This is a genomic window from Kitasatospora sp. NPDC057692 (assembly GCF_042799475.1).
In the GTDB taxonomy this organism is placed as follows: domain Bacteria; phylum Actinomycetota; class Actinomycetes; order Streptomycetales; family Streptomycetaceae; genus Kitasatospora.
Window position 1 is genome coordinate 1 of record NZ_JBHVIV010000004.1, and the last position, 14,956, is coordinate 14,956.

At 75.3% G+C, this 14,956-nt stretch carries 13 protein-coding genes; 5 read left to right on the forward strand and 8 right to left on the reverse strand.

Annotation, left to right across the window (positions count from 1 at the left end; genetic code table 11):
• Nucleotides 1-487: 487 nt before the first annotated feature.
• From ACFVFS_RS03160 to ACFVFS_RS03175, 4 genes are all read left to right on the forward strand, one after another.
• Nucleotides 488-1,315, forward strand: coding sequence for an alpha/beta fold hydrolase (locus ACFVFS_RS03160; RefSeq protein ID WP_380619457.1), 828 nt, complete (start codon nt 488-490; stop codon nt 1,313-1,315).
• A gap of 63 nt (nt 1,316-1,378) precedes the next feature.
• The gene (locus ACFVFS_RS03165) at nt 1,379-1,753 is read left to right on the forward strand and encodes a MerR family transcriptional regulator (protein WP_380619459.1); all 375 of its coding nucleotides are present in this window, start codon (nt 1,379-1,381) and stop codon (nt 1,751-1,753) included.
• Nucleotides 1,754-1,897: 144 nt separating this feature from the next.
• Nucleotides 1,898-3,541 carry a BCCT family transporter gene (locus ACFVFS_RS03170; protein WP_380619461.1) on the forward strand — a complete coding sequence of 548 codons (1,644 nt, stop codon included), beginning with the start codon at nt 1,898-1,900 and terminating at the stop codon, nt 3,539-3,541.
• A 118-nt stretch (nt 3,542-3,659) separates the two neighbouring features.
• Complete coding sequence (locus ACFVFS_RS03175; RefSeq protein ID WP_380619463.1) at nt 3,660-3,845, forward strand: hypothetical protein; 186 nt, start codon at nt 3,660-3,662, stop codon at nt 3,843-3,845.
• Nucleotides 3,846-4,039: 194 nt separating this feature from the next.
• Here ACFVFS_RS03175 and ACFVFS_RS03180 read toward each other — a convergent pair whose 3' ends face one another.
• Nucleotides 4,040-5,869, reverse strand: coding sequence for a DUF2398 family protein (locus tag ACFVFS_RS03180; protein WP_380619465.1), 1,830 nt, complete (start codon nt 5,867-5,869; stop codon nt 4,040-4,042).
• A 272-nt stretch (nt 5,870-6,141) separates the two neighbouring features.
• On the opposite strand from ACFVFS_RS03180, the gene ACFVFS_RS03185 reads away from it, so the two are divergent.
• Nucleotides 6,142-6,924: a lysoplasmalogenase gene (locus ACFVFS_RS03185; RefSeq protein WP_380619467.1), complete on the forward strand. Its 783-nt coding sequence runs from the start codon at nt 6,142-6,144 to the stop codon at nt 6,922-6,924.
• A gap of 87 nt (nt 6,925-7,011) precedes the next feature.
• Here the strand turns inward: ACFVFS_RS03185 and ACFVFS_RS03190 are convergent, their stop codons facing one another.
• The 7 genes from ACFVFS_RS03190 to ACFVFS_RS03220 form a co-directional block, all read right to left on the reverse strand.
• On the reverse strand, nt 7,012-7,626 hold the full coding sequence (locus ACFVFS_RS03190) for a hypothetical protein (protein ID WP_380619469.1): 615 nt from the start codon (nt 7,624-7,626) through the stop codon (nt 7,012-7,014).
• 180 nt (nt 7,627-7,806) lie between these two features.
• Nucleotides 7,807-8,610, reverse strand: a complete 804-nt coding sequence (locus tag ACFVFS_RS03195; protein ID WP_380619471.1) for an exodeoxyribonuclease III — start codon at nt 8,608-8,610, stop codon at nt 7,807-7,809.
• A gap of 101 nt (nt 8,611-8,711) precedes the next feature.
• On the reverse strand, nt 8,712-10,499 hold the full coding sequence (gene ggt, locus ACFVFS_RS03200; protein ID WP_380619473.1) for a gamma-glutamyltransferase: 1,788 nt from the start codon (nt 10,497-10,499) through the stop codon (nt 8,712-8,714).
• A gap of 124 nt (nt 10,500-10,623) precedes the next feature.
• On the reverse strand, nt 10,624-11,730 hold the full coding sequence (locus ACFVFS_RS03205; protein WP_380619475.1) for an ROK family glucokinase: 1,107 nt from the start codon (nt 11,728-11,730) through the stop codon (nt 10,624-10,626).
• A complete protein-coding gene (locus ACFVFS_RS03210; protein WP_380619477.1) occupies nt 11,727-12,578 on the reverse strand; it encodes an ATP-binding cassette domain-containing protein in 852 nt (283 codons plus the stop codon). Before ACFVFS_RS03210 ends, ACFVFS_RS03205 begins: the two co-directional genes overlap by 4 nt.
• Complete coding sequence (locus ACFVFS_RS03215; RefSeq protein ID WP_380619479.1) at nt 12,575-13,627, reverse strand: ABC transporter permease; 1,053 nt, start codon at nt 13,625-13,627, stop codon at nt 12,575-12,577. The genes ACFVFS_RS03210 and ACFVFS_RS03215 overlap by 4 nt, the downstream gene beginning before the upstream one ends.
• Nucleotides 13,624-14,637: a substrate-binding domain-containing protein gene (locus tag ACFVFS_RS03220; protein WP_380619791.1), complete on the reverse strand. Its 1,014-nt coding sequence runs from the start codon at nt 14,635-14,637 to the stop codon at nt 13,624-13,626. Before ACFVFS_RS03220 ends, ACFVFS_RS03215 begins: the two co-directional genes overlap by 4 nt.
• Between the last annotated feature and the right edge of the window lie 319 nt (nt 14,638-14,956).

The window sequence follows — 14,956 nt, forward strand, 5'->3', positions numbered from 1 at the left end:
GCGCACCCGCGACCGGGGTGACGACTCCGGCGGCGGCGAGCAGGCGCAGCAGGTCACGGCGCTCGACGCCGTCGGCACGGGCCTCGCCGACCAGCCACTGACGGCGGCGGAGCCGGTCGTAGGCGGATTCCGAGGGGGTTGGGGCGGACATGGGCACACTCCCGTTCGGTGAGGGATCACGGTCATGGCGGGCGAGCGGCCGCGAGCAGGCGGTACGGGCTCAGCGCGAGTGACGGCAACAGCGACAGCGGCCACGGAGCGGCGGGACACGGCGGGTCCGGGCGGCGCCCGTCACAGCCGCGGGCCGCCCGGCGGGCGTCACGGCGCGGAGTCCCCCGGTCACGTGGGGATCATAGGCCCACCACCGGCGCCGCGTCAGGCGATCGCGGGGCTCCGGGGGCTTGACCTTCTCATCGGTGTCACCTCCTACCGTGCGCAAACGGGCCGACCCGCCCGACCTCCGCAGCGCCCGAACAGGAGCACCGCCATGACCGCGTCCCCCGCCCCCTTCACCCCTCTCCCCCCTCTCGCCCGGACCGTCCGGGGCAGCGGCCCGGGGCTGCTGCTCGCCCACGGCGCGGGCGGCAGCGTCCACGACAACTGGGGCCCCCTGCTCGACGACCTCGCCGCCCACCGCACCGTCGTCGCCCCCGACTACCCGGGCTCCGGCGACAGCCCCGACGAGCCCGGCGCGGCGCACTCGCTCGACGAACTGGCCGACCGCCTGCTCGCCGCCGCCGACGCGGAAGGCCTCGCCGACTTCGACCTCGTCGGCTACTCGCTCGGCGCCGCCGTCGCCGTCCGGATCGCCACCCGCCACCCCGGCCGGGTCCGCTCGCTGCTGCTGCTCGCCGGGGTGGCCGGCGGCTCGCGGCGACTGCGGCTGCTCGCCGACCAGACCATCGCCCTCGCGGCCCACCCCGCGCTGCTGGCCGGCCACTCGCTGGCCGTCGGCTTCGGCCCCAGCTGGGTGGAGGCACTGTCCGAGGAGGAGTTCGCCGGGCTGCGCGCCGCCATGGCCGCCGCACCGGTGCCGGCCGGCCTCCGCTGGCAGTTCGACCTGGCCGGCCGCGCCGACGTCCGCGCCGAGCTGGCCCGCGTCGCCGTGCCGACCCTGGTCGTCTCCGCCACCGAGGACGGCCTGGTGCCGCCGGAGCAGCACCGCGCGCTGGCGCGGGGCATCCCCGGCGCCCGGCTGGCCGAGCTGACGGCCGGCCATCTGCCGGTGGTGGAGCGGCTGCCGGAGCTGCGGGACCTGCTGCTGGGCTTCCTGGCGGACCCCGCCGCCGAACCGGCCACCACCGGCCGGATCTGACGGTCCGCCAGCCGGGCGGCCCCGGGGAGGGAACACCCCGCCGGGCGGGGACGTTGCCCGATCATGCGCATCGGAGAACTATCCCGCCTGACCGGGGTGTCCACCCGCCTGCTGCGGTACTACGAGGAGCAGAGCCTGCTCGAACCCACCCGCTCGGCCGGCGGCTACCGCGAGTACGGCGAGGGCGACACCGTCCGGGTCCGCCAGATCCGCAGCCTGCTCGCGGCGGGCCTGTCCACCCGGGTGATCGCGCAGATCCTCCCCTGCGCGAGCGGGCCGATCCCCGCTCTGATGGCCTGCCCGGACCTGGTCGGCACCCTCCAGGACGAACTGGCCGAGCTCGACGGGCGCATCGCCGAGCTGACCCGCAGCCGGCGGGCCCTGGCCGGGTACCTGGACGCCGCCGTGCCGCCGTCCTGCCCGTACGTGGCCGCCTGACGCCGCCCCAGGTCGCGCCTCCCCGGCGTGCCCTGCCGCCTCTCCCGGCGGGAACTGGACATAGTACGACATGTATCCCTATTCCGATCATGTCGTCGACGCCTGCACGCCGCCGGCCCGCCAGTTCGCCGCGAGAGGTAGCCCATGACCAGTCAGCCGACCGAGCCGCCGGACGAACCCGCGGCCACCCTCCCCGCCGACCGGATCGTGTTCGGGGTCGGCGCCGTCGCGGTGCTCGGGGTCGTCGCCTGGGGCGTCTTCGCCGAGGACTCCCTCGGCCGGACCTCCAGCACCGCCCTCGGCTGGGTCCTGCACAACTTCGGCTGGCTCTTCGTCGTCGCCGCCGACGTCTTCCTCGTCCTCACCGTGCTGCTCGCCTTCAGCCGGTTCGGCCGGATCCGGCTCGGGCGCGACGACGACGAACCGGAGTTCTCCACCACCGCCTGGGTCGCCATGATGTTCAGCGCGGGCATGGGCATCGGCCTGATGTTCTACGGCGTCGGCGAGCCGCTCCAGCTGTTCGCCGCCCCGCAGCCCGGCTCCGGCCTCGAACCCGAGTCCGCGGCCGCCGCCCAGCAGGCCCTGGAGTTCTCGCTCTTCCACTGGACCCTGCACCCCTGGGCGATCTACGCCGTCGGCGGCCTCGCGCTCGCCTACACCACCTTCCGCAAGGGCCGGGGCAACCGGATCTCCGCCGCGTTCGTCCCGCTGATCGGCGAACGCGGCGCCAACGGCTGGAAGGGCCAGGCGATCGACCTGCTCGCCGTGTTCGCGACCGTCTTCGGCTCCGCCACCAGCCTCGGCCTCGGGGCGCTCCAGGTGGCCGACGGCCTCGGCTACGTCACCGACATCAGCAACAGCGAGCGCACCCAGCTGGTGATCATCGGCGCGCTGACCGCCGCCTTCGTGCTCTCCGCCTTCTCCGGCGTGCACCGGGGCGTCAAGTGGCTCTCCACCGCGAACGTCGTCCTGGCCTCGCTGATCATGGTCTTCGTCTTCCTCGTCGGCCCGACCGTGTTCGCGCTGGACACCATCCCCTCGACCGTCGGCGGCTACTTCTCCAACCTGCTCACCATGTCCAGCCAGACCGGCGCCTTCACCGACGAGAACTGGCTCGGCACCTGGACCATCTTCTACTGGGCCTGGTGGCTCTCCTGGGCCCCGTTCGTCGGCACCTTCATCGCCCGGATCTCGCGCGGCCGCACCGTGCGGCAGTTCCTGCTCGGCGTGCTGCTGGTACCCAGCGGGGCCACCGTCATCTGGTTCTGCGTGATGGGCGGCACCGCGATCCGGCTGGACACCACCGGCGACGCCGACCTCGTGGCGACCATCCCGCAGGGCGCCGAGGCCTCGCTCTTCGAGATGCTGCGCGCGCTCCCCGGTGGCGCGGTGACCAGCGTGATCGCGGTGCTGCTGGTGATGACCTTCTTCATCACCAGCGCCGACTCCGCCTCGCTCGTCCTCGGCTCGCTCTCCAGCCGCGGCTCGCTGCACCCGCGCACCTGGCTGGTGGTGGTCTGGGGCGTGCTGATGGGCGGCGTCGCGGCCGCGCTGCTGCTGGCCGGCGGGCTCACCGCGCTGCAGAACGCCACCATCCTGGTCGCGCTGCCGTTCGTCGCGGTGATGCTGCTGCTGTGCGTCGCCCTGGTGAAGGAACTGCGCGCCGACCCGTCCGCCGGGCCGTCCCGCTTCCAGCCCACCCACGGCCTGCGGGACGCCGTCCGGGTCGCCGTCGGCGAGGCCATGGCCGACGTCCGCCGGGGCACCCGGCGTCCCCCGACCGAGTGAACCCCCTGACGGGTCCGACCTGCGGCGTTGCACATATCGCCCAAACCGACGCCCGTCCCCCATCCGGACTTCACCCGCACGTAGCGATCGTTCACACCGGACTGGAACCCTCCGTGCCATGAACGCCAACCTCTCGGCGACCCTCCAGGAACCGCGCTTCCCCATGCCCCAGCGCCACCGCCGTTTCCTCGCCAGCGCCGCCGTCCTCGCCTCCATCGCCCTGGGCACCCTCGGCGTCGCCGCCACCGTGGAGACCGTCCAGCACGGCACCATCGCCACCGCCACGGCCACCGTGCAGAAGTAGCCCCCGGCGCCCGGACGCCGGCGCCGCTCCCCGCCCGGCCGGACCCGCTGCGCCGCCTCAGCCGACGAGGCGCCCGCCGAGCGGCCGGCGGAGGAGCGGAGGAACGGGGTGTCCGGGGCACGACCCGCACGGCCGCGCGACCACGGGCCCACCGCGAAGCAGCAGCCGGGACACGACTCCGGCCGATGGGCGGGTCAGGCGGGCTGGCCGGCTCGGGGGGTGGGGACGGTGATGTCCGGGCTGGGGCGGGAGTGGCGGCCGGTGCCGGGGGTGGGGAGGAGGTCGGGGGCCGGGGCGTAGCGGGCGGCGGGGGCGCGGAGGAGCCAGCCCGAGGGGCGGGTGGTGATCAGGCCCATGCTGCGGAGCAGGTCGAGGGCGTCTCGGCGCAAGGCGGTGCGGTCGGCGAGGTAGTCGCGGTGCCAGCCGGCCGGGAGGCCGTACTCGTCGGCGATGTCGCCGAGCACGCCGTCTATCAGCGCGTCCGGGACGGGCACGTCGGCGCCGGTGGTCTCGCCCGGCAGCGGGCGGACCTCCTCGACCAGGCGCTCGACCAGCAGCAGGGCCGCCTGGGCGGCCGTCCCGGCGCCGGACAGGGCGAGGTCGGTGAGCTCCTCCGCCGGGTCGAGGAGGGCGACGCCCTCGGCCCGCTGCTCCGCCTCCAGGCCGAGGAAGTCGGCGAGCGCGGCGGGGCCGGAATGCCGGTGTTCGCGCAGCCAGGCGCGCTGGTCCTCGGGGAGGTCGGCGGCCAGGACGGCCGGGGTCTCGGCGAGGCGGCGGCGGACGGCGGTGCCGGGCTCGGCCTCGGCGGCGCGGCGGACGAGGTCGGCGGCGTCGTCGGCGAGAGCGGGCGGGCCGACCGGGACGGCGCGGGCGAGTTCCCGGTCGACCGTCAGGACGGCGGACGCCTCGGCGAGGTCGACCGCGGCACCGGCCGGGAGGTCGGCGAGCACCTGCCAGTCGACGAGCACGGCGAGCGCCATGGCGAGGTCGGACGGATCGGCCGGGTCGGACGGTCCGGCGGGCGCGGGCTCGGCGGCGTCCATCGCGGTCAGCAGGCGCCCGAGCGGGAGCTGTTCGGGCGCGTCGACCAGCAGGGCCAGGGCGAGGGCGAGCCGGGCGTAGCCGCCGGGGGTGAACGGGGCGCCGGTGGCGGGGTGTTCGAGGCGGCGGACGGCGCCGGGGCCGGGGCCGGCCTTGTGCAGGCGGGCGTGCCAGGGGCCGACCACCAGGGGGTAGCCGAGCAGGGTGTCGAAGCGCTCCGCGAGCCAGTCGCGGTGACGGCGGATCAGCGGGAAGCCGTCGGCGTGCGGTCCGGAGGCGGTGACCAGCGGGTGGGCCAGGAGCAGCCGGGCGGCGATCCGGCGTTCGGCGGCGGTGGCGGCGGCGGAACGGTCCTGCGGCACCACGGCGGCGGCACCCCGGGCGCGTTCGGGCCTGCGGTGCCGCCCGGGGCGGCCCGGCTTGGCGCCCGAGAGGACGACGGGCAGCGCGGCGGCGTCGCGGCGGGCCCGGCGCAGGCCCGGGGCGGTGCGCGGTTCGCGGGTGCGCAGCGGCGCGGGGGTGTGCGCGGTGGGGCCGTGCCACCAGCTGACCTCGGTGCCGGGCGGCCCGCCGACGGCGGGGTCGGCGGCGGACGGTTCGGCGGGGGCGCCGAAGTGACGGGCCGGGTAGAGGCCGAAGGAGGCGGCGCAGAGGTCGTCGGCGGTCGCGGCGTCGGCCTCGGCGAACCAGCGCGCGAGCCGGAGCAGCCCGGGGTCGGGCGAGAGCTCCTCGGACGGCGCGCCCGCGGCGTCGGCGGGCGGCGAGGCGCCCGGCGAGGCGGGCGGCGGGGCGTCCTGCGAGGCGTCCGACGGGGCGTCCTGCGGGGCGTCAGCTCCGGCCCTGCCGCCGGGTACGGGGCCGCGGGCGGGTTCGCGTACGGCGACGACGGCGACGGTGGCGCTCCGCCCCGCCCCGCCCGTGCGCCCGTCCGCCGTGCCACCGGCCGTCCGTGCGGCGCCGGTCGCGTACTCCTGCTGCTCCATGTCGGGGACCAGACTAGACGCTGGGCGCGGCCCCCGCTGGCAGCCGCCCGGCGCGCGGCGACATCCGGCCGGACGGCGAACCGGCGCGGAACACACCCGACCGAACCGCCGCCGGGGCCGCCCGGTCCGGCGGCACGTCACCCCGGTGGCCCCACCGGGTCTACGCACCGGTAACAATCTCTTCCACGCCCCGCCGCGGTTCCCCTATCGTGCCCGGCACGGGCCGTCCGCCCCGCCAGCCGCTCCCCCACCCACCCGGAGGACACCGCCGTATGAGCATCCGTACGACCACTCGCGCCGTTCTCGGCGGCCGCCTGCGCTCGGCCTCCGGCCTGCTCGCCGGGTTCGCCACCACCTCGGCGGTCCACCTGGGGGCGCTGCTGAGCGACACGCCCGCGCTGCGGCACGCCACCAAGCCGGCGCTGATGCCCCTGCTGGCCGCGCACAGCGTCGCGAGTGCGGCCGCGGCCGGCCGGCGGGCGCCGAAGCTGCTGGCCCCGGCGCTGCTGGCGAGCGCGGGCGGGGACGTCCTGCTCCAGTTCGACCAGGACGCGGCGTTCCTGGCCGGAATGGGCTCGTTCGCGGCGGCGCACGTCTGCTACGTGACGATGTTCGCCGGCCAGGGCGCGCTGACCGACCGGCGCCGGACGCTGGTGGTCGCGGCGGCGTACGCGACGGCCTGGGCGTCGATGATGGCCCTGCTCTGGCCGGATCTCGGGGACCTGCGGGTCCCGGTGGCCGGGTACAGCCTGCTGCTCGCCTCGACGGCGGTGACCTCGGCCGGGCTGGGTGTGCGGGCGGGGCTGGGCGGGGCGCTGTTCCTGCTCTCGGACACCCTGATCGCCACCAGGCTGGCCAAGTGGCGGGAGCTGCCGGGACACGAGTTCTGGATCATGGCCACGTACGTCCTGGCGCAGTACCTGCTGGCGACCGGCGCGCTGCGGGCCGCCGGGGCCGAGGAGGCCCGGGCGGGCGAGGCGGCCCGGGCCGACCGGCCGGACCGGGCGGAAGAGCCGCGGGACGCCTCGACGGTCCCTGCCCACGACACGCCCTGACCGCGCGAAGGTGCCGCCGGACACACCGTCCGGCGGCACCCGCCCGCGGGGCGCGCTCCGCAGGTCGCACCCGCGGGGCGCGTTCGCTCAGGCGGACCCGGCGCCCGCACGCCGCCGCAGCAGCCAGAATCCGCCGACGGCCCCCGTGACCAGCAGCGCGCCGCCCGCCAGCTCCACCGGGTCGGTCGCGATCGAGCCGCCCAGACCGGTGTCCGCCGGGCCGTGCGGGCCGGCCTGCTGGCCGCCCGCGCCGGACTGCCCGAGCGAGCCCGCCCACTCGCCGGCCGCCTGGCTCCACCCGCCGATGCCCGAGGGCGCGGAGCCGCCGGAGCCGGCGGCGACCGAGACCGTGGTCACCGTGACGCTGGTGGTGAACGCCGCGCCGTCCGGGCAGGTCCCGTCGACCTTGTTGTCGCCGCCGTACTTGTCCGCCAGCCGGGCGGAGCCGGTGTGCCTGCCGTCCGAGCCGAGCGTGAGGGTGGCCGGGCCGCCCTCGAAGGCCGGCGAGCTGGCGGTGATCGTCTTGGCGGTGGGCTTGTCGGACTTCTCACAGGCGACCGTGACCGTCACGGTCTGGCCCGGTGCGGCCTGGGACGGGCTGACCGAGGCGGCGCCGTCCTTGGCCAGCGCGAGGGGGGCCGTCAGGCCGGTCAGCAGCGTCGCGCCGATCAGGGCGGCGGCGGCCGTACGCGTGGGGCGCATACCGGAACCTCCGGGATTCTCTCGGGCGCGGCCGGGGACTCCGACGTCCACGTGATCGAACAACCGCACCCGGTCACTCACCGACGGTAGGCACCCGCTCCACGCCCGGCCACCGCTCTGGCCCGTTCGGGCGAGCGGCCGCGACCCTGCGTCACCCGCGAACCGGTCGGAGGTCGGAGGTCAGAGGTCCAGGTCGACCACGACCGGGGCGTGGTCCGAGGTGCCCTTGCCCTTGCGCGCCTCGCGGTCGACGTAGCTGTCGGTGACGGCGTCGACGAAGGGCTTGTTGGCGTAGGTGAGGTCGATCCGCATGCCCCGGTTCTTCGGGAAGGCCAGCTGGCGGTAGTCCCAGTAGGTGTAGGGGCGGTCGTACTTCAGCGGGCGCGGCACCACGTCGTGCAGCCCGGCCGCGTCGAGGGCGGCGAGGGCGGCCCGCTCGGCGGGGGTGACGTGGGTGAGGCCCTCGAAGGCGGCCACGTCGAAGACGTCCTCGTCGCTCGGCGCGATGTTGAAGTCGCCGAGGACGGCGAACGGGCGCTCGCCGGCCGCGTCCTCCAGCGAGGCGCGGCGCAGCGCCTCCAGCCACTCCAGCTTGTAGCGGTAGTGGGCGTGGTCGACCTCGCGGCCGTTGGGCACGTACACCGACCAGACCCGGACCGGGCCGCAGGTGGCGGCGACGGCGCGCGGCTCGACGTCGGGCAGCAGGGCGTCGTCGGCGAGGTAGCCGGGCTGCTCGGGCAGGTCGCGCACGACGTCGTCGAGGCCGATCCGGGAGACGATCGCCACGCCGTTCCAGCGGCCGTTGCCGTGCGCGGCGGTCTCGTAGCCGAGCTCGCGCACCGGCTCGTACGGGAAGGCGTCGGCGGCGCACTTGAGCTCCTGGAGGCAGAGCACGTCGGGCTTGGCGCTCTCCAGCCATTCGAGGAGCTTGGGCAGCCGCGCGGTGACGGAGTTGATGTTCCAGGTGGCGATGCGGACGGTCACGGCGGGCGGCCTTCCCGGTGGCGGTTCGGTTCGGTGGGGCGGGCGCCCGTCAGGACGCCCACCCCGAATCTACCGAACGGCACCGACAGTCCCGCCCGGCCTCACGGCGCGGGCCGGACCACCGCCGCCGAGCCGCCGCCGCGGCGCACCGGTTCGGCGGCCGCGGCCCAGCGCCCGTCCGGCAGCCGCTCGACGCCGGTCGCGGCGCCGATCTCCGGCGTGCTCGCGAACACGTGGCCGAGCGCCTCCAGCCGGGCCCGTTCGGGCAGCGCCAGGAAGGCCGGCTCGGCCTGGGTGGCGGCGGTGTTGCGCTGGCTGGCGCGCGGCGCGGCGATCGCCTGCGCCAGGCTCAGCCCGCGGTCGAGGCGGCCGAGCAGGACCTGCAGGGTGGTGGTGATGATGGTCGCGCCGCCGGGCGAGCCGGCCGCCAGCACGGGCTCGCCGTCGCGCAGCACGATGGTCGGCGAGAGCGAGGAGCGCGGACGCTTGCCGGGGCCGGGCAGGTTGGGGTCGGGCACCCCGGGGAAGAGCGGGGTGAAGTTGAAGTCGGTCAGCTCGTTGTTGAGCAGGAAGCCGCGGCCGGGGACGGTGATGCCGCTGCCGCCGGTCTGCTCCAGGGTCAGGGTGTAGGAGACGACGTTGCCCCAGCGGTCGGCGACCGTGAGGTGGCTGGTGCTCAGGCCCTCGTACGGCTCGGCGGCGGGCGCCGGGGCGGCGTCCGGGCAGCCGGCCGGGTGGCGCGGGTCGCCGGGGGCGACCGGGCTGGTGAGCGCGCGGTCGGGGCTGATCAGGCAGGCCCGGGAGGCCGCGTACCGCGCGGACAGCAGTTCCTTGACCGGCACGTCGTTGAAGGCCGGGTCGCCGACCCAGCGGTTGCGGTCGGCGAAGGAGAGCCGCGAGGCCTCCAGGAAGTGGTGGTAGTACTGCGTGGCGTCGTAGCCGGCGACCTCGCCGTCCTCCAGGATGCCGAGCGCCTCGCCGACGGTGGTGCCGCCGGAGCTGGAGGGGGCGATCGAGTAGAGGTCGTAGTCCCGGTAGGCGACGTGGGTGGGCTGCTGGCGGCGGACCCGGTAGCCGGCCAGGTCGGCGGCGTCCACCTGGCCCGGGCGGGCGGTCCGGCCGGAGGCGGGGTCGACCGGCGGGCGCTGGACGGTGCGGACGATGTCCTCGCCGATCGCGCCGCGGTAGAGCGCCCCGGTGCCCTCCTTGCCGAGCTGGCGGTAGGTGGCGGCGAGATCGGGGTTGCGGAAGGTGGAGCCGACGGCCGGGAGCGCGCCGCCGGGCAGGAAGAGCTTCGCGGTGTCGGGGAAGTCCTTGAACCGGGCCTGGTTGAGCGCGGTCTGGTCCTGGAAGGTCTGGTCGACGGTGAAGCCCTGCTCGGCGATCCGCTGGGCGGGCTTGAGCGCCTCGGCGAAGCCGCGCCGCCCCCAGAGGTCGACGGCGGTCTCCCAGGTGGCCGGGGAGCCGGGCACGCCGACCGACAGGCCGCTGGTGACCGCGTCGGCGAACGGCAGCGGTTTGCCGTCCTCCAGGAAGAGCGAGGTGTCGGCCTTGCGGGAGGCGGTCTCCCGGCCGTCGATGGTGTGCACCCGGCCGGTGGCGTGGTCGTAGTAGACGAAGTAGCCTCCGCCGCCGATGCCCGCCGAGTACGGCTCGGTGACCCCGAGCGCCGCGGCGACCGCGACCGCGGCGTCCACGGCGTTGCCGCCCTTGCGCAGCACCTCGATGCCGGCCGCCGTGGCGTCCGCGTCCACGCTGGCCACCGCCCCGCCCCAGCCGACCGCCTCGGGCACCTTGGCCGGCGGCGCCGCCCCGGCGGGTCCGACGGTGGACCACACCAGGGCGGTGGCGAGCAGGAGCGGCGGCGCGATGCGGGCCAGTGCTCTCATCCGATACTCCTCTGAGTCGACGTCAACTCCGTTGTTTCACAGGAGTCGTGACCCCGACAACAGTGCCGCGTGGCTACCAACGGGTAGTTGACGGCGGGCAACCGTTCGGCCGACGGCCGGGCGGTCACGGCACGGCGCGCTCCACCCGGCGGCGCTTGATGGTGCGGAAGCGCCGGGCGACCTGGCGGGCCAGGTCCGCGGCGCCGACCAGGCCGGCCTCGTTGCCGAGCGCGGCGTGCACGATGGCCGCCTCGGGGCGGAAGCCGCGGCCGGTGAGGGTGCGGCGGAAGGTGTCGCGGGCCGGGCCGAGCAGCAGGTCGCCGGCCTCGGAGACGCCGCCGCCGATGACGAAGCGGCCCGGGTCGAGGGCGGCGGCCAGGTTGGCGATGCCGACCCCGAGCCAGGTGCCGACCTCGTAGAGCAGCTCGGTGGCGGTCGGGTCGCCGTCCCGGGCGGCCTCGGTGACCAGCGGGCCGGTGATGCCCTCGACGGTGCCGCCGGCCCGGGCCAGCAGCGGCTGGACCACCGGGGACTCCTCGGCGACCAGTTCACGGGCGTCGCGCACCAGCGCGTTGCCGGAGGAGTACTGCTCCCAGCAGCCGCGGTTGCCGCACGGGCAGCGGTGGCCGCCGGGCACCACCTGCATGTGCCCGAACTCGCCGGCCAGCCCGTAGGTGCCCCGGTCCACGAAGCCGTCGCGGACCACGGCGCCGCCGATGCCGGTGCCGAGGGTGAGCATCACCATGTGGTCCTCGCCCCGGCCGGCGCCGAAGCGCCACTCGGCCCAGGCGGCGGCGTTGGCGTCGTTCTCGACGATCACCGGGAACCGCAGCCGGGCGCTGAGCGCCTCCCGCAGCGGCTCGCCGCGCCAGTTGAGGTGCGGGGCGAAGAGCACGGTGGAGCGCTCGGCGTCGACCCAGCCGGCCGCGCCGATGCCGACCGCGTGGACGTCGTGCCGGTCGGCCAGCTCCAGCACCAGCTCGACGATGACGTCCTCGACGACCTTGGGGCTCTTGGACTTGTGGGGCGTGTCGGTGCGCAGCTTCTCCAGCACCTTGCCCTCGCCGTCGACCACGCCGGCGACGACCTTGGTGCCGCCGATGTCGACGCCGATGGTCGGCAGCCGCAGCAGGCCGGCGGGCAGCGCCCGGCGGCGGCGCTCGGCGCGCGGCCCGAGGCCGAGCAGGGTGGGCAGGACCGGCGGCCGGTTGCCGGCGTGGGGGCTGGTCACGGCTGCGGACGCTCCTCGGTGGGATCGGCGGTCGGGTCGGCGGGGCTGCCCTGGGGGCCGGGAGGGCCGGTCCTGGACAGCTCGTGGGAGAGCTCGGCGAGGTCGGAGCCGCCGGCCATCTCGGTGGTGAGCTGTTCGAGCCCGATCTCCGCCCGGGGGTGGCTGCCGGCCATCCGGCCCCGCTTGAGCAGGGTGAAGTGGTCCCCGACCAGGTACGCGTGGTGCGGGTTGTGGGTGATCAGCACGACGCCGAGCCCGGCGTCCCGCGCGGCCGTGACGTACTTGAGGACCACCCCGGACTGCTTGACGCCGAGCGCGGCGGTCGGCTCGTCCAGGACCAGCACCTTGGCGCCGAAGTGCACCGCGCGGGCGATCGCCACGCACTGACGCTGGCCGCCGGACAGGGTGCCGATCGGGCGGTCGACGTCGGGCAGGTCGATGCCCATGTCGGCGAGCGCCCGGCGGGTGGTGGCGCGCATGCCGTCGGCGTCGATCCGCAGCCCGCCCCAGCGCTTGTGCCCCTGCTCGGAGCCGAGGAAGAAGTTCCGCCAGACGGGCATCAGCGGCACCACGGCGAGGTCCTGGTAGACGGTGGCGATGCCGCGGTCCAGGGCCTGGCGCGGGGAGTCGAAGCGGACCTCCTCGCCGCCCACCGCGAAGGTGCCCTCGTCGTGCCGGTGCAGCCCGGCGATGATCTTGATCAGGGTGGACTTGCCGGCGCCGTTGTCGCCGAGCACGCAGCTGATCTCGCCGGCCCGCAGGGTCAGCGAGACGTCCTCCAGGGCGCGCACGGTGCCGTAGGTCTTGCCGACGCCGCTCAGCGCGAGCAGTTCGGTGGGCGAGGTCATCGGGGCCCCCGTTCGGCGCGGCGCTTGACCAGGGAGTTCAGCAGCGCGGCCAGCAGCAGCATCGCACCCAGGAAGAACTTGAACCAGTCGGGGTTCCACTGGGCGTAGATGATGCCCTTGCTAACCATGCCGAAGATCAGCGCGCCCAGCGCGGAGCCCACCACCGAGCCGTAGCCGCCGGTGATCAGGCAGCCGCCGATGACGGCGGCGACGATGTAGATCAGCTCGTTGCCGACGCCCTCGCCGGACTGCACGGTGTCGAAGGAGAACAGCAGGTGCTGGCCGAGCACCCAGGCGCCGAAGCCGACGAACAGGTAGAGCACGGTCTTCGTCCGGGCGACCGGGACGCCCACCGCGCGGGCCGCGGCCGCGTCCCCGCCGACCGCGAAGATCCAGTTGCCGAAGCGGGTGCGCAGCAGCACCCAGCTGCCGGCCAGCAGCAGGCCCAGCCACCACCAGACGGTGGCCTTGATCGTCAGCCCCCCGACGGTCACCTCGGAGGCGAACAGCCAGCGGCAGGTGGCGAAGCCCTCCATGTCGGAGATCGGCTTGGTGGAGACGGTGCCGGAGACCGCCTTGGTGACGCCGAGATTGGCGCCGGTCAGCATCAGGAAGGTGCCGAGCGTGACGATGAAGCTCGGCAGCCGGGTGCGGGACAGCATCCAGCCGTTGAACAGGCCGACCGCCAGCGTGACGGCCAGCGAGACCAGCACGCCCACCCAGGTCACCGCGGTGAGCTGGTAGGAGACCATCGAGGAGGTCAGCGCGGCGGTGGTGACCAGGACGCCGGCCGAGAGGTCGAACTCGCCGCCGATCATCAGCAGCGCCACCGGCACAGCCATGATCCCGATGGTGGAGGCCGCGTACAGCACGGTGCCCAGCGAGGAGACCCGCAGGAAGGGCTCGGCGACGGCGGAGAAGACCAGGAAGACCGCGACGGCCGCGATCAGCGCGCCCAGCTCGGGCCGGCCGGCCAGCCGGCGCAGCGCGGACGGGCGCTCCCGGTGGTCGGCGGCCAGGACGTCGGTGGTGCTCAGCGGGGTGCTCACCTGGTCCCCCTCGCGACGTACTCGGCGAGGGCGTCCGCGTTCTCCCTGGTCAGGATCTGCGGGCCGGTGGCCACCGGCTTGCCGCCGCCGAGCATGTTGAGGTTGAAGCGGTAGAGCCAGATCAGGTCGACGCCCTCGTAGCCCTGGAGGTAGGGCTGCTGGTCGACGGCGAAGCCGACGGTGCCCGCCTTGAGGCCGGCCACCACCTGGGTGCCCAGGTCGAAGGTGTCGAGCTCGACCGGTCGGCGGGCGTCCTGGATCGCCTGCAGACCGGTGGCGGCCATCGGGCCGGAGAGGGTGAGCACGGTGTCGATCGCCTGGTCGGCCTGGAGCTTGGCGGAGATCGCCGCCCGGGCGTCGGGCATGTTGACGCCGTCGACGTACAGCACCTGGAAGGCCCCGCCGGCGCCGCCCTGGGCGCCGGAGCAGCGCTGCTCCTGGCCGACGTTGCCCTGCTCGTGGATCACGCACAGGACGTTCTTGCGGCCGCGCTTCGCCAGCTCGGCGCCGGCGGCCTGGCCGGCGGTGGCCTCGTCCTGGCCGATGTGGGTGAGCGCGCCGAACTTCGTGGAGAACTCCTGGCCGGAGTTGATGGTGATGACCGGGATGCCCGCGGCCTTGGCCTTGCCGAGCACGTCGGCCATCGCGTCGCCCTTGGCGAGGGTGACCAGCAGGCCGTCGACCTTCTGGTCGATGGCGGCCTGGACGAGCTGGACCTGGTTCTGGGTCTGCGCGTCGTTGGAGTACAGGAAGGTGATGTTGTCCTTGGCGGCGGCCTGCTCGGCGCCCTTGCGCACGGTGTCCCAGAAGGCGTCGCCGGCGCCCGCGTGGGTCACCATGGCGACCTTCCAGCGCGGGGTGGTGACGGCGCCTCCGGCGGCGGCCGCGGCCTTGGCGCGGGCCTCCTCGGCGCGTCTGCCTCCGGTGCTGCTGCAGCCGGCGACGGCGACCGTGAGGGCCAGGACGGCCAGCGCGGCGGCGGCGGGCCTCAGCCGGCGGACGGGACTCATGCGGGTTGTGCTCATGCCCATAGTCTCACCTCCCGGCGGACGGGCGTTCGCACCGCCTCGCCCGGCGGCGCGATCCGTCCGGACGGTATCGTGCCCCGCGGGCCGATTCCTGGGAGTTCGCTGGGTGCGACGTCCGGACCCAGCCCGCCAGGATGGCAGACTGGGGCGGACCCGAAAAGGGGAGCCTCGCGTGAACGTGATGTTCCTCTCAGGTTCCGCACAGATTTGGACGGCAACCGATCCCCGTTCCCGGCCGTCTGATGCCATTGAGGTGGCGGTCCGGGCGAGTGGGGCCCGGGCGGCTTCGAACCCGGATACG